Origin of the sequence: Streptomyces sp. NPDC006687, from assembly GCF_040636215.1 — a bacterium.
GTDB lineage: Bacteria > Actinomycetota > Actinomycetes > Streptomycetales > Streptomycetaceae > Streptomyces.
In genome coordinates this window covers 77,419-93,232 of record NZ_JBEYJJ010000007.1, presented here as the reverse complement: position 1 = coordinate 93,232, position 15,814 = coordinate 77,419, and the positions used below count along the sequence as shown (strand labels likewise).

Below are 15,814 nucleotides of genomic sequence, written 5' to 3'. Positions count from 1 at the left end.
CCACGGGGCTGCCGCGGAGGGTGAGGGCATGAGCCTTCAGCCCGTGCAGGCGTTCGAACCGCCTTATGTCATGGCCGTATTCAGCAATGTCCGCACCCCCGACGACAGCGGATATCCCGAGACCAGCGCCCGGATGAACGAGCTCGTCCGGGAGAACCCCGGCTTCCTCGGCTACGAGTCCGCGCGCACCCCCGGAGGTCTCGGCATCACCGTCGCCTACTTCCGCGACCACGAGTCCCTGGGCGCGTGGCGCACGCAGATGGAGCACCAGGCCGCCATGAAGCACGGTCGTGAGCACTGGTACGAGAGCTACACCCTGCACGTGGCGACGGTCGAGCGGAGCCATGGCTTTGTCCGCAACGGCTGAGACCGTCCGCGCCTTCCGCGAGCGGCTGGGCCTGCCCGGTCTGGTGGACGTGCACACGCACTTCATGCCGGACCGGGTGATGCGGAAGGTGTGGGACTACTTCGACGCCGCCGGCCCGCTGACCGGCGTCACCTGGCCCATCACCTACCGCCACGAGGAGGAGCAGCGGGTGGCGCTGCTGCGGGAGTTCGGCGTCCGGGCGTTCACCTCGATGCTCTACCCGCACAAGCCCGCGATGGCCGCCTGGCTCAACGCCTGGGCCGAGGACTTCGCCGCCCGCACCCCCGACTGCCTGCACACCGCCACCTTCTTCCCCGAAGAGGACGCGGCCGCCTACACGGCGCGGGCCGTGGAGCGGGGGGCCCGGGTGTTCAAGGCGCACCTCCAGGTCGGCGCGTACGACCCGAACGACACCCTGCTCGACCCGGTGTGGGGGCTGCTGGCCGAGGCGGGCATCCCCGTCGTGGTCCACTGCGGCTCCGGGCCCGTGGCAGGTCGGCACACCGGGCCCGGGCCGGTCTCCCGGCTGCTGGCCCGCCACCCCCGGCTGCCGCTGATCGTCGCCCACATGGGGATGCCCGAGTACGCCGAGTTCCTGGACCTGGCCGACCGGTACCCCGAGGTGCGGCTCGATACGACCATGGCCTTCACGGACTTCTCCGAGCAGTTCAGCGGCTTTCCGCCCCCGGACCTCGGAAGGCTCGCCGGCCTCGGGGACCGCATCCTGCTGGGCACCGACTTCCCGAACATCCCCTACCCCTACGAGCACCAGCTGGAGGCCCTCGAACGGCTCGGACTGGGGGACGACTGGCTGCGCGCGGTCTGCCACGACAACGGCGCCCGGCTCTTCTCCCTGCCCGGCTGAGGGGGCCGAACCGCCGGGATCCCTTTCTCAGGAGATTCACAGGTTGGGGCAAGAACGCTCTCAGAGGCGCGGGCCAGCGTGGGGGCATGACAGCGACGACCACCTCCCACGCGTCCACGTCCACCGCCGGCCCGGCGGCGCTGCTGCGCCCCGACGGCGGACCCTGCCGGGTCCTCGTCGTCGACGACGAGGCTTCGCTTTCCGAGCTGCTGTCCATGGCCCTGCGCTACGAGGGCTGCGAGGTCCGCAGCGCCGGTGACGGAGCCGGCGCCGTACGGGCGGCGCGGGAGTTCCGGCCGGACGTGGTCGTCCTCGACGTGATGCTCCCGGACATGGACGGGCTGGCCGTGCTGGGCCTGCTGCGCCGGGAGATCCCGCAGGTCCCGGTGCTGTTCCTGACCGCCAAGGACTCCGTCGAGGACCGCATCGCGGGCCTGACGGCGGGCGGCGACGACTACGTCACCAAGCCGTTCAGCCTGGAGGAGGTCGTGGCCCGGCTGCGCGGCCTCGTCCGCCGCTCCGGCGCGACCCAGGCCGCGCGCGGCGGCTCGGTCCTCACCGTCGGCGACCTGAGCCTCGACGAGGACAGCCACGAGGTGGTCCGGGGCGGCCAGGAGGTCCACCTGACCGCGACCGAGTTCGAGCTCCTGCGCTACCTGATGCGCAATCCCCGCCGGGTGCTGAGCAAGGCGCAGATCCTGGACCGGGTCTGGTCGTACGACTTCGGCGGCCAGGCCAACGTGGTCGAGCTCTACATCTCCTACCTGCGGCGGAAGCTGGAGGGTGGCACCGGACTGCCTCCGATGATCCACACCCGGCGCGGCGCCGGCTACCTGATCAAGCCGGCCGAGTAGTGGCACTCGGCCTGCCCCGGCGGCGTCCGTGGTCGTTGCGGACCCGGCTGGTGGTGTCGGCCGTGGTACTGATCGCCGTGGTCGGCGCGGCCATCGGGACCGTCACCACGCTCGCCATGCGCTCCCGGCTGATGGGCGAGCTGGACAACCAGCTGAGCAACTCCGCGGAGATGGCCGACCGGGGCCTGCGGGGGCCGGGCGCGGGCAAGGCCGCCCGCGAGGGCAGCCTCGGTTTCCTCTTCGCCCCCGGCTCTCCCATGGGCGCCGCCGGGATCCGGCTCGACGCAGACCGGAAGGTGATCGGGGGCGCCCGGATCGTCCCCGTGGAGGGCCCGGGCCTCGACCACCGCGAGGCCCTCACCGCGGCGCAGACGGCGGTACTGGAGCGGGTGGTGCGGACGGCCGGTCCAGGCCGGTCGCGGGCGGTGGACGTGGAGCTGCCGGGGCTCGGCGCCTACCGGGCGGTGGCCGCCTCCGACGGGGCGCTGGTGCTGGCCTTCCCGGTCAAGGGGGTGGACTCCACCGTGAACACCCTGATCGCCGTGGAGGTCTGCGTCACCCTGGCCGGGCTGAGCGCAGCCTCCCTCGCCGGACAGGCGCTGGTCGCGGTTGCCCTGCGCCCCTTGCGGCGGGTCGCCGCCACCGCCACCCGGGTCTCCGAACTGCCCCTGCACAGCGGTGAACCGGCACTGCACGAGCGGGTGCCCGAGGCCGAGGCCGACCCCCGTACCGAGGTGGGCCAGGTCGGCGCGGCCCTCAACCGGATGCTGGGGCACGTCTCCTCGGCTCTCACGGCCCGTCAGCAGAGCGAGACACAGGTACGTCAGTTCGTCGCGGACGCCTCCCACGAACTGCGCACTCCGCTCGCCTCCATCCGCGGGTATGCCGAACTCACCCGCCGGGGGCGTGAGGAGCCCGGCCCCGACACCCGCCACGCACTGGCCCGGATCGAGGCCGAAGCCACCCGTATGACCGGACTCGTCGAGGACCTGCTGCTGCTGGCCCGGCTGGACGCCGGCCGCCCGCTGTCCCGTGAGGACACCGACCTGGCACCGCTCGTCGTCGACGCCGTCAGCGATGCCCGCGCCGCCGGCCCCGCACACCACTGGCACCTGGCCCTGCCCGAGGAACCCGCCCCCGTCCTGGCCGACCCCGCCCGGATCCAGCAGGTCCTCGTGAACCTCCTCGCCAACGCCCGCACCCACACCCCGCCCGGCACCACCGTCACGGCCTCTGTTTCACGTGAAACATCCGCCGTCCGGCTGCGGATCGAGGACGACGGGCCCGGCATCCCGGCCGAGCTGATGCCGCACGTGTTCGAGCGCTTCGCCCGGGGTGACGCCTCACGCTCCCGCGCGGCGGGTTCCACCGGCCTGGGCCTGGCCATCGTCCAGGCCGTGGTCACGGCGCACGACGGCCGTGTCGACGTACGCAGCGAGCCCGGCCGCACCCGGTTCGAGGTACATCTCCCCCTCGCCGAGGGCCCCCGTTCCCCGGCACCGGCGGACTCACAGAGCGGCCACAGGCTCAGCACACCGAGGTGACAGGGCGCCCGGCGAGAGTCGGAGCATGCCCACCGACACCTCTTCCGGCGCCCTCCCGGCCCGGACTCCCGTGGCGCCCGCGCCCGGTGAGCCTGTACTCGACGTGGTGATCCCGGTCCACAACGAGGAGAAGGACCTCGGCCCCTGCGTGCGCGGACTGCACGCACACCTCACCCGGACCTTCCCGTACGCCTTCCGCATCACCATCGCCGACAACGCCAGCACCGACCGCACCCCCCTGCTGGCGGCCGAGCTCGCCGCCACCGTCCCCGGTGTACGCGGTATCCGGCTGGAGGAGAAGGGCCGGGGCCGGGCCCTGCGCACCGTCTGGATCCACTCGGAGGCACCCGTCCTCGCCTACATGGACGTGGACCTCTCCACCGACCTGAACGCGCTGCTGCCGCTGGTCGCCCCGCTGATCTCGGGCCACTCCGACCTGGCCATCGGCACCCGGCTGGCCCGCTCCTCGCGGGTGGTGCGGGGAGCGAAGAGGGAGTTCGTCTCCCGCGCCTACAACCTGCTGCTGCGCTCCGCGCTGGCCGCCCGGTTCAGCGACGCGCAATGCGGCTTCAAGGCCATCCGGAGGGAAGTGGCCGAACGTCTGCTGCCGCTCGTCGAGGACACCGGCTGGTTCTTCGACACCGAGATGCTGGTCCTGGCCGAGAGGGCCGGCCTGCGGATCCACGAGGTGCCGGTGGACTGGGTCGACGACCCCGACTCCACGGTCCATCTCGTCAGGACCGCCGCCGAGGACCTCAAGGGCGTCTGGCGGGTCGGCCGGGCCCTGGCCCGCGGGGCGCTCCCCCTGGACCGGCTCGCCCGCCCCTTCGGTGACGACCCGCGCGACCGTACCGCCCTGCCCGGCGTGCCGTATGTGGCGGCCCGCCGGCTGCCCGGCTTCTGGGCGGTCGGTGTGCTGTCCACCCTCCGCTCCCTCGTCGGGTACTCCCTCTTCCGGCTCGGCGCCGGACCGCAGGCCGCCCAAGCCGCCGCACCGCTGCGCCGCACCTCCCCTGTTCCAGTGAAGGACGACCCGCGATGACCACGGCCCCTCCGCCTTTCGACTCCCCGTTCCCCCAGCGGGCCGCCGCCGGCCGTCCCCGCTGGGAGCGGCCCGCGTACGTGGGGCTGCTGTGCGCCGCCGCCGTGCTCCTGCTGTGGAATCTGAGCGCCTCTGGCTATGCCAACTCCTTCTACTCCGCTGCCGTGCAGGCCGGCTCCCAGAGCTGGAAGGCGTTCTTCTTCGGCTCCTCGGACGCCGGGAACTCCATCACCGTCGACAAGCCCCCGGCCGCGCTGTGGCCGATGATGCTCTCGGTGCGGACGTTCGGGCTCGGTTCCTGGCAGATCCTCGTCCCGCAGGCCCTGATGGGTGTCGCCACCACGGCCGTCCTCTACGCGGCCGTGCGCCGCCAGTTCGGGCCGGCGGCCGCGCTGCTCAGCGGAGCCGTGTTCGCGCTCACGCCCGTCGCCGCGCTGATGTTCCGCTTCAACAACCCCGACGCGCTGCTCACGCTGCTGCTGACCGTCGCGGTGTACTGCCTCCTGCGCGCCCTCGACGGGGCGCGGACCGGCTGGCTGGTGGCGGCCGGGGTGGCGATCGGCGCGGGGTTCCTGACCAAGACCCTCCAGGCGTTCGTCGTCCTGCCGCCGCTGGCCCTGCTGTACGCCGTCTGCGCGCCGGCCCGGCTGCGCAGGAGGCTGGGCCAGCTGCTGCTGGCCGGGGCGGCGATGGTGGTGGCCGGCGGCTGGTGGGTGGCGGTCGTGGAGCTGTGGCCCGCGTCCTCACGCCCGTACATCGGCGGTTCGCAGCACAACTCCTTCCTGGAGCTGACCTTCGGCTACAACGGGCTCGGCCGGCTCAGCGGCGACGAGACGGGCAGCGTGGGCGGCGGCCGGGCCGGCGGCTGGGGGGAGACCGGTGTGGGGCGGCTGTTCTCCGCCGCCGTCGGAGGCCAGATCTCCTGGCTGCTGCCCGCGGCGCTGGTGCTGCTGGTGGCCGGGCTGGCGGTGACCTGGCGGGCCGGCCGGGCGGCCGACTCCCTCCAGAGCATGGCCCGTGCGGCGTTCCTGGCCTGGGGCGGCTGCCTGCTGATCACCGCGGTGGTGTTCAGCTGGATGCAGGGCATCTTCCACGAGTACTACACGGTCGCGCTGGCGCCGTCCGTGGCCGCGCTGGTGGGCATGGGGGTGGCCGTGCTGTGGGAGGAGCGGGGTGGCCGGGCCGCCGCGCTCACCCTGTCCGGGACCCTGGCCCTGACCGCCGTCTGGTCGTACGTGCTGCTCGGCCGCTCCCCCGGCTATCTGCCGTGGCTGCGGTGGGGGGTGCTGGCGGTGGGGCTGTCGGCCGCCGCCGTGCTGCCGTTCGCCGCCCGGCTGGGCCGTCGGATGCTGCTCGGGGCGGCGGGGCTCGGGCTGGGCGCGGCGCTGGCGGGCCCGTTCGCGTACTGCCTGACCACCCTCGGCACCGGGCACACCGGGTCGATCGTGACGGCCGGTCCCGCGGTGGCCGGCGGGCGGGGCGGGTTCGGCGGGCCGGGCGGGGAGCGGTTCCGGGGCGGCCTTCCGGGGCTGCCGGGCGCGGGCCCGGGAGGCGGAGTACCGCAAGGGCCGCCGCAGGGGACTCCGCCGGGCGGTGCGGGACGTCCGGCGGGGTGGCCCCAGGCGGCCCGGGGCAGCGGCCGGGGCGTGCCCGGCGGTGGCGGCGGGCTGCTCGACGGGGCCCGGGTCTCCGCCGAGGCCAAGTCCGCGCTGCGGGCCGGCTCCAGTCGCTTCACCTGGGCCGCGGCGGCCATCGGTTCCCAGAACGCGGCCGGTTACCAGCTGGCCTCCGGCCGGCCCGTGATGCCGGTGGGCGGTTTCAACGGCAGCGACCCGTCTCCGACCCTGGAACGGTTCCAGGCGTACGTGAAGGAGGGCAGGATCCACTGGTTCATCGCCCAGGCCGGGCGGACAGGCGCAGGGGAGTCCAGGACGGGGGCCCGGCCGGGCGGCCCGGGAGGCCCCGGCGGGTCGGCCAGTACGGCCGTCGAGACCTGGGTGAAGGCCACGTTCCAGCAGGTCACCTTCGGCGGGACCACCTTCTACGACCTGACGGCCCCTCGGACCGGCACGTCCTGAACCGGACCCGATCCCTGTGGCACCCCCTAGCATCAAGAGGGCGGACCGGGCATTCCGGGCTGATCCCCTTGTGATGAGGAGGGCACCTCGATGGTGACCGAGGCTGATCCGGGCGGGGCCAGGACCAGTGTGTGGCTGGCCGCGCGGCCCGCCGCCCCCGGCAGACGCCGCGCCGAGGCTCCTTCGGGGCTGGACCGGGACCGGATCACCGCCGCCACCGTGCGGCTGCTGGACGCCGAAGGGCTCGGCCGCTTCTCCATGCGGAGGCTGGCGGCCGAGCTGGGCGTCACGGCGATGTCCCTGTACTGGTACGTGGACACCAAGCACGACCTGCTCGAACTGGCCCTGGACAGCGCCCTGGGCCGGCAGCGGCTACCGGCCGCCCCGCCCCGGGAGGAGCCCTGGCCGAAGGGGCTGAGGGAGTTGGCCTGCGGCTACCGCAGGCTGCTGGCGGAGCGCCCGTGGGTGGCTCCGCTCAGCGCTTTCTACCCGAACATCGGCCCGCACGCACGGGCCTTCGACGCCGCCCTGCACCGGCTCCTGGAGGCCGCCGGCCTGGCGGGCACCGGGCGGACCGGCGCCCACCTGGCCGTGTCCCAGTTCCTCAACGGCTGCGCCCTGCACGGCTACGGGAGCCCGGCCCGGCGGGCGCCCGAGGCGGACTTCGCCCTGGCCCTCGACGTCCTGATCGCGGGCATCGAGGCCGAGGCCGCCACAGCCCGCCGGCCCCGCAGCTGACCGCCGGGCCACAGCTGACCGTCGGGCCGGGTCGCAGCCTGACGGCGCGGCCCGGCCCGACGGGGACGGCGACCCGGGTCCGGCGGGCGGACGCGGGTGGACGGACGGCTCAGGACGCGGAGGAAACCGTGTCCGACGCCTGCGCCGGGGTCCCGGTGGTGCCCTCGGCGCTCGGGGCGTGGGCGGCCGGCTTCGACTTCAGCGCGACCTCCTTGATGAACACCACCAGCACCAGACCGAGCAGCGCGCTCGGCGCGGCGTAGAGGAAGACGTCGCCGACGCCGTGCCCGTACGCGGACTCCATGACCTGCCGCAGCGGCGCGGGCAGCTTGTCGAGGTCGGGGATGCCGCCGCCGGTGCCGCCGTGCCCCAGGGCCGCCGCCTTCGGGCCGAGCGCGGCCAGCCCGTCCTTGACGTAGTGGGTGACCCGGTTGGCCATGACCGCGCCCAGCGCCGAGACGCCCATGGCGCCGCCGAGGGAGCGGAAGAAGGTGACGACGGAGCTGGCCGCGCCGAGGTCCTGCGGGGCGACCTGGTTCTGGGTCGCCAGGACCAGGTTCTGCATCATCATGCCGAGGCCGAGGCCGGTCAGCGCCATGAACAGGGCGATCCGCCAGTACGGGGTGTCGTAGCGCAGGGTGCCCAGCAGTCCGAGTCCGGCGGTCAGCAGCACGCCGCCGGAGACCAGGAACGCCTTCCACTTGCCGGTCTTGGTGATGATCTGGCCGGAGACCGTCGAGGAGACGAAGAGGCCGCCGATCATCGGGATGGTCAGGATGCCCGACATGGTGGGGGACTCGCCCCGGGCCAGCTGGAAGTACTGGCTGAAGAAGACCGTGCCGGAGAACATCGCGATGCCGACGAACAGCGAGGCGCCCGAGGCCAGGCTGATGGTCTTGTTGCGGAACAGGCGCAGCGGGATGATCGGGTCGCTGGCGCGGGACTCCACGAGGAGGAACAGCAGGCCGAGCACGACGGCGCCGCCGGTCATGGCCAGGGTGGTCCAGGAGATCCAGTCGTACGAGTCACCGGCCTGGGTGACCCAGATCAGCAGCAGCGAGACGGCGCCGCTGATCAGGAAGGCGCCCAGCCAGTCCACCTTCACGTCCCGGCGGACCACCGGCAGGTGCAGGGTGCGCTGGAGGACGATCAGGGCGATGACCGCGAAGGGCACGCCGACGTAGAAGCACCAGCGCCAGCCGAGCCAGGAGGTGTCGGTGATGACGCCGCCGAGCAGCGGGCCGCCGACGGTGGCGACGGCGAAGACCGCGCCGAGGTAGCCGCTGTAGCGCCCGCGCTCGCGCGGGGAGATCATCGCGGCCATCACGATCTGGGCGAGGGCGGAGAGACCGCCGACGCCGATGCCCTGGACGACGCGGCAGGCGATGAGCATGCCGGTGTTCTGGGACAGGCCCGCGACCACGGAGCCGAGGACGTAGATCACCAGGGATATCTGGACGAGCAGCTTCTTGCTGAAGAGGTCCGACAGCTTGCCCCACAGCGGGGTCGCGGCCGTCATCGACAGCAGGGCGGCGGTGACGACCCAGGTGTAGGAGGACTGGGTGCCGCCGAGGTCGCTGATGATCTGGGGCAGTGCGTTGGAGACGATCGTGGAGGACAGGATCGCCACGAACATGCCGAGCATGAGCCCGGACAGCGCCTTCATGATCTGGGAGTGGGTCATGGGCGCGCCGTCGGACGTGGTCTCCGACTGGCCGCCTCCCCGCACACCGGAGGGTGTGGTCGTAGCCATGTGATTCCTTTTCCTAGAAGCTCGATCGGAGTCGGGCCAGCAGGGTGTTGAGTACGTCGATGTCCTCGGCCGGCCAGTTGGCCAGGGCCTTCTCCAGCGCGTCCGTGTAGCGGGCGCCGAGCTCGGTGAGCACGGCGCGCCCCTCGTCGGTCAGGCGCAGGATCCGGCAGCGGCCGTCACCGGGGTCGGTCTCGCGGTCGATCCATCCGCGCTGTGCCACATGGGCGACGTGCCGGCTGCTGACGGAGATGTCGACGGCCATGAACTCGGTGAGCCGGCTGAGCCGCATCTCGCCGTGCCGGTCGAGGACGGTGAGGACGGCGGCGGCGCCGGGCGGGCAGTGCGGGGGCAGGACCCGGGCCAGGTCGCGCTTGACCGCCCCGATGCCGGTGAGCTGGCGGGCCAGCTCCTCGTAGCGGGTGTGCTGCGCCGTCTGTGTGGCCACCGGACCGCCCCCTATCTTGTTGCTTAGGGCAACCATAGAAGAGCATGGTTGCTACAGGCAAATGAATCTGGGGGGTGGAGCGGTAAAGGAATCGGAAAACCCGCTAGGGTCCAGCCATGTCCGCACACGACAACTCACCCGAGGCCGAGGGCGCCTACGACCCCGCCGGCAGCACCCAGATGTTCCGCGCGTTCGTGGCGGAGGGCGACGAGCAGGTGGCGCGCACGCCGACCGTGCCGGGGTCGCGCCGCAAGCCGAAGGAGGCCGGTTCGCAGACGGCCGTACGGGCCGCGCTGGTCCTCGCGCTGGTGCTGGTGCTCGGGGCGGCCCTGTGGGCGGTGCTCGGCTGAGAGCGGCGCCGGGCGGGACCCGCGGGCGCCTCCTGCCGCTTCAGTTCCAGGTGGCGGTGACCTTGCGGGTCTCCACGTGCATGCCGAGCGGCACGCGCCAGGCGTCCACGCACACGGTGTAGGTCTGGGTCCGCGAGCTCCGGCCGGCCACGGGGGCGGGCAGGGGCTGGGCGGTGGTGATCGTGGCCCAGTCGATGCCGAGGGCGCCGATGATGTGCGTGGCGAAGCCGACCGTCCCGGAACGGGCCGCGGTGGTCCCGGTGTTGGTGAAGGTCACGGTGACGTGCTCGCACCAGCGGTCGGACGCCGCCGCGCGCGCCGGGGCGCTCAGGGTGAGGGCGGCCGGGGTGACGGGCGGGGGCGGGGTGCCGCCTGCGCCGCCTGGGGTCCCTGCGCCGCCCGAGCCTCCCGCGCCGCCAGTGCCGCCTGAGCTTCCCGTGGCCCCCGTGCCGCCCGAGCCCGGTGCCGGAGTGCCCTGGCCGTTGCCGTTGCCGTTGCCGTCGCCGTTGCCCGCACCCCCGGCGCCGGCGGCGGGTGGGGGTGGGCCCGGGGTCGGCGGGGTGCCGGGGGCGGGGTCGGAGCCGGGCCGGGTGGTGGGTGTCGCTCCGCCCCGGGCGGAGCTCCCGCCGGGCCGGGGTTCCGGCGCGCCGGGCGTCGTCAAGGCAGATGGGCTCGCTGAGGGCCCGGCCGGCTGGTACTCCACCTGGCCGCGCGGCGGTACGTTCTCCCCCGCGCCCCGCTCGGGCCCGGGAGCCGCTGCGCCCACGGCGGCGTAGCCGTCGCGGGCCGGGCCGCCGCATCCGGTGAGGGCGACGGTGCAGCACAGGGCCAGGGCCAGGGCGGGGGTGCGCGCCGCGCGGGATCCCGTTCGCATCGCGCCAGTGTTCCTGACGCCATGTCAAATGTGAACCCCGCGCCCGCCTGCCGATGAGCCGGAGGGCTACTCGCCGATCAGACCGGTGCGCAGCTGGGCCAGCGTCCGCGTCAGGAGCCGGGAGACGTGCATCTGGGAGATGCCGACCTCCTCGCCGATCTGCGACTGGGTCATGTTCGCGAAGAACCGCAGCATGATGATCTGCCGCTCCCTGGGCGGGAGTTTGGCCAGCAGCGGCTTGAGCGACTCGCGGTACTCGACGCCTTCCAGTGCGGTGTCCTCGTACCCGAGCCGGTCCGCGAGCGAGCCCTCGCCGCCCTCGTCCTCCGGGGAGGGGGAGTCGAGGGAGGAGGCGGTGTAGGCGTTGCCGACGGCGAGGCCGTCGACGACCTCCTCCTCGCTGACGCCGAGCACCGCCGCCAGCTCCGGCACGGTCGGGGACCGGTCCAGGCGCTGGGCGAGCTCGTCGCTGGCCTTGGTCAGCGCCAGACGCAGCTCCTGGAGCCGGCGCGGGACGCGGACGGACCAGGAGGTGTCCCTAAAGAATCGTTTGATCTCGCCCACGACGGTCGGCATCGCGAACGTCGGGAACTCGACGCCGCGCTCGCAGTCGAAGCGGTCGATCGCCTTGATCAGGCCGATCGTGCCGACCTGGACGATGTCCTCCATCGGCTCGTTGCGGCTGCGGAACCGGGCCGCCGCGTAGCGCACCAGCGGCAGGTTCAGTTCGATCAGGGTGTCGCGTACGTACGCCCGTTCGGGGCTGTCCGGGTCCAGGGAGGCGAGTCGCTGGAAGAGGGAGCGGGAGAGGGTGCGGGTGTCGATGGCTTCCGAGCGTTCGGCCACTGCCGGCAGCTCACGCTCGACGAGCGTGAGCACCTTGGAGCTGCCCTGGTCTACGGACATGCCACCCCCTTGAGGTCGCGGACGGTCGCGTATCTGGCGCGTCCCGTCGGAGGAACGCAGCCTCCACCTGAATACCGGAGGCGGGGCTGCGGCAAACGCGGTTCCAGCAGAATGTCACATGTCGGCAACACGCTGTAGCGCCATGTCGACAAGTATCTCCAGCGACAGAGAGCCGACCGAGCGGAATGAGCCGGTTCTGTAGGGAATCGAGGGCGGCCCTCCACCCGATCCGGTTACGCCTCGATCCTGTTTGCGGATCTCAGACGGGCGAAGCTGCGCGCGAGCAGTCGCGAGACGTGCATCTGGGAGACCCCGAGCTCCGCGCTGATCTGCGACTGCGTCAGGTTGTTGTAGTACCGCAGCAGCAGGATCCGCTGCTCCCGCTCGGGCAGCTGTACGAGCAGATGGCGTACGAGGTCACGGTGCTCGACGCCGGCCAGCTCGGGGTCCTCGTAACCGAGCCGGTCCAGCAGCCCGGGCATCCCGTCGCCCTCCTGGGCGGCTTCGAGGGAGGTCGCGTGGTAGCTGCGCCCGGCCTCGATGCAGGAGAGCACCTCGTCCTCGCTGATCCGCAGCCGCTCGGCGATCTCGGGCGTGGTGGGGGTGCGGCCGTGGAGGGTGGTGAGGTCCTCGGTGGCGGCGTTGACCTGCACCCACAGCTCGTGGAGGCGGCGCGGGACGTGGACGGTCCGGACGTTGTCGCGGAAGTATCGTTTGATCTCGCCCACCACCGTCGGCATGGCGAAGGTGGGGAACTGGACCCCGCGCTCGGGGTCGAAGCGGTCGATCGCGTTGATCAGGCCGATGGTGCCGACCTGGACGACGTCCTCCATCGGCTCGTTGCGGCTGCGGAACCGGGCGGCCGCGTAGCGCACCAGCGGCAGGTTGGCCTCGATGAGGGCCCCGCGCACCCGGTTGTGCTCGCTGGTGCCCGGCTCCAGGTCCTTCAGCTGGCCGAAGAGCACCTGGGTCAGGGCCCGGGTGTCGGCGCCCCGGCTCTGCGGCCGCGGCGCCGCGGCGGGCTCCTGGGGATCGGCGGGAGTCTCGGACGACGGCTCGGGCGACGGCTCGTGCGAGGGCTCCTGCCGGACCTCCTGCCGGGGCTCTTGCAGGTGCTCTTGCTGGGGAGGCACCTGAGGCGCAGTACTGGCCGGCACGGTCACGCCACCCCTTCGCTCAACTCATCCGTCTCATCCGTCAAAAGCGGTCATAGCATCACAAGAGATGTGCACTGTGTGCAAGCACCGTATATGGCCGTGTTGAGGGCAAGTTGGGCATTTAGGGTATTCTTTTTACCGGTATCCAGGTGAAAGGTGAACGCGAAAGGCCCCCCACCCGCGGAGTGAGGGGCCAGGATGTCCGGAAATCGCTTCAGCGTACGGGTTCAGGTCACCAGTTCGGTGATGAACTCGCCGATGCCGGATGCGGCATCGGATATGCCCTGGAAGCCTATTCCGACCATCTCCGCCGCCCGCTTGGGCTGGGTGATGATCACGAAGAGGACGAACACCGTGAGGGCGCCCGTGATGAGCTTCTTGGTGTCCATGTACGGCGTCGGCCTCCCCAACCGGTACTGCAAAGTCGGGTGAGTCTAACCGGTCAACTTCGGACACTCACCTGTCCTTTAAGGACCAATGACCCTGTCGTAAGGGCCCTTTGCCGCTGGGTGTCCGGTCACGGGAGGGACAGGATGGAACACGAGCCCACCGGTTCTGGCAGGAAACCGGTGGGTGAGGGACAGGACCTCACTGCGGGGTCCGGGCCGCACGATCCCCCTGACTGCGGCTGGGCCGGCGGGTTCCGTCTCACCGGGGGAAGCGACGTGTCCCCCCGTGTCGCTTTCCCCGTGCGCGTCGAAGGCCCCGGCTCCGGTCGGGGCCTTCTTCGTGTGCGTGGCGGGCCCGGCCGTCCGGAGTTACTGGATGGCGCCCAGCAGGTCGAGCAGGGGTGCGACGGGGGCGATCGCGGGCTGGAGCTGGTCCGGCAGGGTCATGAGCTGGTTGAGCTGGTTGGCCCCCTCGCCGACCTTCGCCCCGATCTCCTGGACCGAGGCCGGAGTGGCGCCCGCGGGCATACCCGGGGCGGCGGTCGGCAGGTCGGGGAGGCTGAGGGGGGCGGGCGGCGCTGCGGAGGCGGCCGGTGCGGCGAGGCCCGCGGCGGCCCCCGCGAGGGCGAAGGCGGCGAGGATGCGCTGGGTCTTGGTCATGCCGTGTCCAACGGCCGAAGCCGACCCCCGGTCACGGCGGGCACGCACGAGAGCCCCGGTTCGTACGAACCGGGGCTCTCGTTCTCAGAGCGGTGGTGGAGGGATTTGAACCCCCGATGGGTTGCCCCATACTCGCTTTCGAGGCGAGCTCCTTCGGCCACTCGGACACACCACCGAGAGAGATCCTAGCCGATGGTGGGGAGTGCTCCGCAACTCACGGCGGTGTGGCCCTGCCCACCCCTCCTGACGTCACCGTTCCCGGAAGAACTCCGTCAGCTGCCGCGCGCACTCCTCCTCCAGCACCCCGTGCACCACCTCGGGCCGGTGGTTGAGCCGGCGGTCCCGTACGAGGTCCCACAGCGACCCCGCCGCGCCCGCCTTCTCGTCCCCGGCGCCGTAGACGACCCGGGCCACACGGGACTGCACCAGCGCGCCCGCGCACATCACGCACGGCTCCAGGGTGACCACGAGGGTGCACCCCGTGAGCCGCCACTCCCCGAGCCGGGCGGCCGCCCGGCGCAGCGCCAGCACTTCGGCGTGCGCCGTGGGATCCGAGACGGCCTCCCGTTCGTTGTGCCCGGTGGCGAGGACGGCCCCGTCCGGCCCCAGGACGACCGCCCCGACCGGTACGTCCCCGGCCGGCACGGCCAGGGCCGCCTCCCGGAGCGCCAGGCGCATCGGCTCGCGCCAGGGGTCCCGTACCGGATCGGGGCCCTGCCCGGGAGCCGGGTCCCGGCCAGGGTCCTGATCCGGCGTGCCGTACATGAGGTGGTGCGCGGCGGTCACTAGCGGACGGCCTCCAGTACCTCGGTGGCGCCGAGCGCGTCGGCGATCTCCGACAGGGCATCGCCGTCCAGGGCCATCAGCTCCTTGTGGCCGACCCCGAGGTCGTCCAGCAGCCGGGGGTCGCCGAGCGGGCCGACGGGCACCGGCTCGGCGCCGGGCCCCGTCCGGCTGTCCGCGGGGTCGTCCTCGTCCGCGTAGGCGGTGACGGGCTCGTCCTCCCCGTCCTCGGTGCCGTCCAGGTCCAGTTCGTCGAGTTCGTCGTCCTCGTCGACGTTGCCCAGCAGCTCCTTGGTCAGCATCGCTCCGTAGGAGCTCCGGTTGGCGGCGGAGGCGTTCGAGAGGTAGTACCGGGGGTCCTCCTCTCCGTCCACGCGGATGACGCCGAACCAGGCGTCCTCCTGCTCGATGAGGGCGACCACCGTGTCGTCGTCGACAGCGGCGGAACGTGCGAGATCGATCAGATCACTGAGGAACTCGACGCCGTCGAGTTCCAGGTCGCTCGCTTCCCACCCGTCTTCGGTGCGCGCGAGCAGTGCGGCGAAATACACCGTGACTCTCCCACTGGTCATAGGCGTGCCGGTTGGAGGTCCCCCCGGCCGGAGGGTGGGGTGTGAACGGTCCTGACACAAGCTGTTCGCACCCCGCCCAATCGGCATCGTGGCAGAAACAGCGGCTTTGCGAGAGGTCTTCCGCACGGCGGCCGTGTCGCGGCGCCGGGCGGAGGGCCCGTCAGGGGCCGGGGGCCGCCGTGGGCATCGTGCCCGTCACCAACGGAACGTACGCATCCGCATCTGCTGGCGCATCCGGGCCGCGCGGGCGCGCCGGGGCTGCACCCGGTCGCGCAGGGCGCGCGCCTCCATCAGGTCGCGGAGGAACTGCGCGCGGCGCGCCCTGCGCTGCGCCGTCGTCTCGGGCGGGTCGTCCGCCCCGCTCTCCTCGCCGTCGTTCACGGGCTGCGTCCTGGGCATCGGCACCACCCCAGCTGGTCCGGTCGTCCTCCTCCGCC

At 72.5% G+C, this 15,814-nt stretch carries 17 protein-coding genes, 1 tRNA gene and 1 pseudogene; 8 read left to right on the top strand and 11 right to left on the bottom strand.

Annotated features, from left to right (window positions below; translation table 11 throughout):
• Nucleotides 1–28: 28 nt before the first annotated feature.
• The 7 genes and pseudogenes from ABZ716_RS11265 to ABZ716_RS11235 all read left to right on the top strand — a co-directional run bounded on the left by ABZ716_RS11265 (nt 29) and on the right by ABZ716_RS11235 (nt 7,488).
• Nucleotides 29–367: an antibiotic biosynthesis monooxygenase gene (locus ABZ716_RS11265; protein ID WP_358809787.1), complete on the top strand. Its 339-nt coding sequence runs from the start codon at nt 29–31 to the stop codon at nt 365–367.
• Nucleotides 345–1,232, top strand: coding sequence for an amidohydrolase family protein (locus tag ABZ716_RS11260; RefSeq protein WP_358809788.1), 888 nt, complete (start codon nt 345–347; stop codon nt 1,230–1,232). Before ABZ716_RS11265 ends, ABZ716_RS11260 begins: the two co-directional genes overlap by 23 nt.
• Before the next feature lie 86 nt (nt 1,233–1,318).
• Nucleotides 1,319–2,086 (top strand): response regulator transcription factor, encoded by a 768-nt coding sequence (locus ABZ716_RS11255; RefSeq protein ID WP_355971493.1) that lies wholly within the window; start codon nt 1,319–1,321, stop codon nt 2,084–2,086.
• Nucleotides 2,086–3,630 carry a HAMP domain-containing sensor histidine kinase gene (locus ABZ716_RS11250; protein WP_358958223.1) on the top strand — a complete coding sequence of 515 codons (1,545 nt, stop codon included), beginning with the start codon at nt 2,086–2,088 and terminating at the stop codon, nt 3,628–3,630. The genes ABZ716_RS11255 and ABZ716_RS11250 overlap by 1 nt, the downstream gene beginning before the upstream one ends.
• Before the next feature lie 25 nt (nt 3,631–3,655).
• Nucleotides 3,656–4,630: pseudogene (locus ABZ716_RS11245) on the top strand (dolichyl-phosphate beta-glucosyltransferase); the annotation flags it as partial.
• 38 nt (nt 4,631–4,668) lie between these two features.
• Nucleotides 4,669–6,750, top strand: a complete 2,082-nt coding sequence (locus ABZ716_RS11240; RefSeq protein ID WP_358958221.1) for a glycosyltransferase family 39 protein — start codon at nt 4,669–4,671, stop codon at nt 6,748–6,750.
• Nucleotides 6,751–6,840: 90 nt separating this feature from the next.
• Nucleotides 6,841–7,488 carry a TetR family transcriptional regulator gene (locus ABZ716_RS11235; RefSeq protein ID WP_358958219.1) on the top strand — a complete coding sequence of 216 codons (648 nt, stop codon included), beginning with the start codon at nt 6,841–6,843 and terminating at the stop codon, nt 7,486–7,488.
• A gap of 109 nt (nt 7,489–7,597) precedes the next feature.
• Here ABZ716_RS11235 and ABZ716_RS11230 read toward each other — a convergent pair whose 3' ends face one another.
• On the bottom strand, nt 7,598–9,241 hold the full coding sequence (locus tag ABZ716_RS11230) for an MDR family MFS transporter (RefSeq protein WP_351877466.1): 1,644 nt from the start codon (nt 9,239–9,241) through the stop codon (nt 7,598–7,600).
• Nucleotides 9,242–9,254: 13 nt separating this feature from the next.
• Entirely contained in the window at nt 9,255–9,722 is a 468-nt protein-coding gene (locus tag ABZ716_RS11225; RefSeq protein WP_358958217.1) for a MarR family winged helix-turn-helix transcriptional regulator, read from the bottom strand.
• An 80-nt stretch (nt 9,723–9,802) separates the two neighbouring features.
• On the opposite strand from ABZ716_RS11225, the gene ABZ716_RS11220 reads away from it, so the two are divergent.
• Complete coding sequence (locus ABZ716_RS11220) at nt 9,803–10,036, top strand: hypothetical protein (RefSeq protein WP_358958214.1); 234 nt, start codon at nt 9,803–9,805, stop codon at nt 10,034–10,036.
• 40 nt (nt 10,037–10,076) lie between these two features.
• Here ABZ716_RS11220 and ABZ716_RS11215 read toward each other — a convergent pair whose 3' ends face one another.
• The 9 genes from ABZ716_RS11215 to ABZ716_RS11175 form a co-directional block, all read right to left on the bottom strand.
• The gene (locus ABZ716_RS11215) at nt 10,077–10,910 is read right to left on the bottom strand and encodes a hypothetical protein (protein ID WP_358958212.1); all 834 of its coding nucleotides are present in this window, start codon (nt 10,908–10,910) and stop codon (nt 10,077–10,079) included.
• Between the two features lie 66 nt (nt 10,911–10,976).
• Nucleotides 10,977–11,816, bottom strand: a complete 840-nt coding sequence (locus ABZ716_RS11210) for an RNA polymerase sigma factor SigF (protein WP_351877458.1) — start codon at nt 11,814–11,816, stop codon at nt 10,977–10,979.
• A 233-nt stretch (nt 11,817–12,049) separates the two neighbouring features.
• Entirely contained in the window at nt 12,050–12,949 is a 900-nt protein-coding gene (locus ABZ716_RS11205; RefSeq protein ID WP_358958209.1) for an RNA polymerase sigma factor SigF, read from the bottom strand.
• Between the two features lie 251 nt (nt 12,950–13,200).
• The gene (locus ABZ716_RS11200) at nt 13,201–13,362 is read right to left on the bottom strand and encodes a hypothetical protein (protein WP_167747595.1); all 162 of its coding nucleotides are present in this window, start codon (nt 13,360–13,362) and stop codon (nt 13,201–13,203) included.
• Between the two features lie 369 nt (nt 13,363–13,731).
• Nucleotides 13,732–14,022, bottom strand: a complete 291-nt coding sequence (locus ABZ716_RS11195) for a hypothetical protein (protein ID WP_358809797.1) — start codon at nt 14,020–14,022, stop codon at nt 13,732–13,734.
• A gap of 90 nt (nt 14,023–14,112) precedes the next feature.
• Nucleotides 14,113–14,197: transfer RNA gene (locus ABZ716_RS11190), tRNA-Ser, on the bottom strand.
• 74 nt (nt 14,198–14,271) lie between these two features.
• Nucleotides 14,272–14,787 (bottom strand): tRNA adenosine(34) deaminase TadA, encoded by a 516-nt coding sequence (tadA, locus tag ABZ716_RS11185; protein WP_358958434.1) that lies wholly within the window; start codon nt 14,785–14,787, stop codon nt 14,272–14,274.
• A gap of 20 nt (nt 14,788–14,807) precedes the next feature.
• Nucleotides 14,808–15,356, bottom strand: a complete 549-nt coding sequence (locus ABZ716_RS11180) for a hypothetical protein (RefSeq protein WP_358958207.1) — start codon at nt 15,354–15,356, stop codon at nt 14,808–14,810.
• 216 nt (nt 15,357–15,572) lie between these two features.
• Entirely contained in the window at nt 15,573–15,776 is a 204-nt protein-coding gene (locus ABZ716_RS11175; RefSeq protein ID WP_358809799.1) for a hypothetical protein, read from the bottom strand.
• Nucleotides 15,777–15,814: the final 38 nt, after the last annotated feature.

Coding starts and splice junctions, on each gene's coding strand:
- ABZ716_RS11235 (WP_358958219.1), top strand. CDS start 6,841: ATGGTGACCGAGGCTGATCCGGGCGGGGCCAGGACCAGTGTGTGGCTG.
- tadA (WP_358958434.1), bottom strand. CDS start 14,787: ATGTACGGCACGCCGGATCAGGACCCTGGCCGGGACCCGGCTCCCGGG.
- ABZ716_RS11220 (WP_358958214.1), top strand. CDS start 9,803: ATGTCCGCACACGACAACTCACCCGAGGCCGAGGGCGCCTACGACCCC.
- ABZ716_RS11225 (WP_358958217.1), bottom strand. CDS start 9,722: ATGGTTGCCCTAAGCAACAAGATAGGGGGCGGTCCGGTGGCCACACAG.
- ABZ716_RS11240 (WP_358958221.1), top strand. CDS start 4,669: ATGACCACGGCCCCTCCGCCTTTCGACTCCCCGTTCCCCCAGCGGGCC.
- ABZ716_RS11255 (WP_355971493.1), top strand. CDS start 1,319: ATGACAGCGACGACCACCTCCCACGCGTCCACGTCCACCGCCGGCCCG.
- ABZ716_RS11260 (WP_358809788.1), top strand. CDS start 345: ATGGCTTTGTCCGCAACGGCTGAGACCGTCCGCGCCTTCCGCGAGCGG.
- ABZ716_RS11200 (WP_167747595.1), bottom strand. CDS start 13,362: ATGGACACCAAGAAGCTCATCACGGGCGCCCTCACGGTGTTCGTCCTC.
- ABZ716_RS11265 (WP_358809787.1), top strand. CDS start 29: ATGAGCCTTCAGCCCGTGCAGGCGTTCGAACCGCCTTATGTCATGGCC.
- ABZ716_RS11230 (WP_351877466.1), bottom strand. CDS start 9,241: ATGGCTACGACCACACCCTCCGGTGTGCGGGGAGGCGGCCAGTCGGAG.
- ABZ716_RS11195 (WP_358809797.1), bottom strand. CDS start 14,022: ATGACCAAGACCCAGCGCATCCTCGCCGCCTTCGCCCTCGCGGGGGCC.
- ABZ716_RS11175 (WP_358809799.1), bottom strand. CDS start 15,776: ATGCCCAGGACGCAGCCCGTGAACGACGGCGAGGAGAGCGGGGCGGAC.
- ABZ716_RS11210 (WP_351877458.1), bottom strand. CDS start 11,816: ATGTCCGTAGACCAGGGCAGCTCCAAGGTGCTCACGCTCGTCGAGCGT.
- ABZ716_RS11215 (WP_358958212.1), bottom strand. CDS start 10,910: ATGCGAACGGGATCCCGCGCGGCGCGCACCCCCGCCCTGGCCCTGGCC.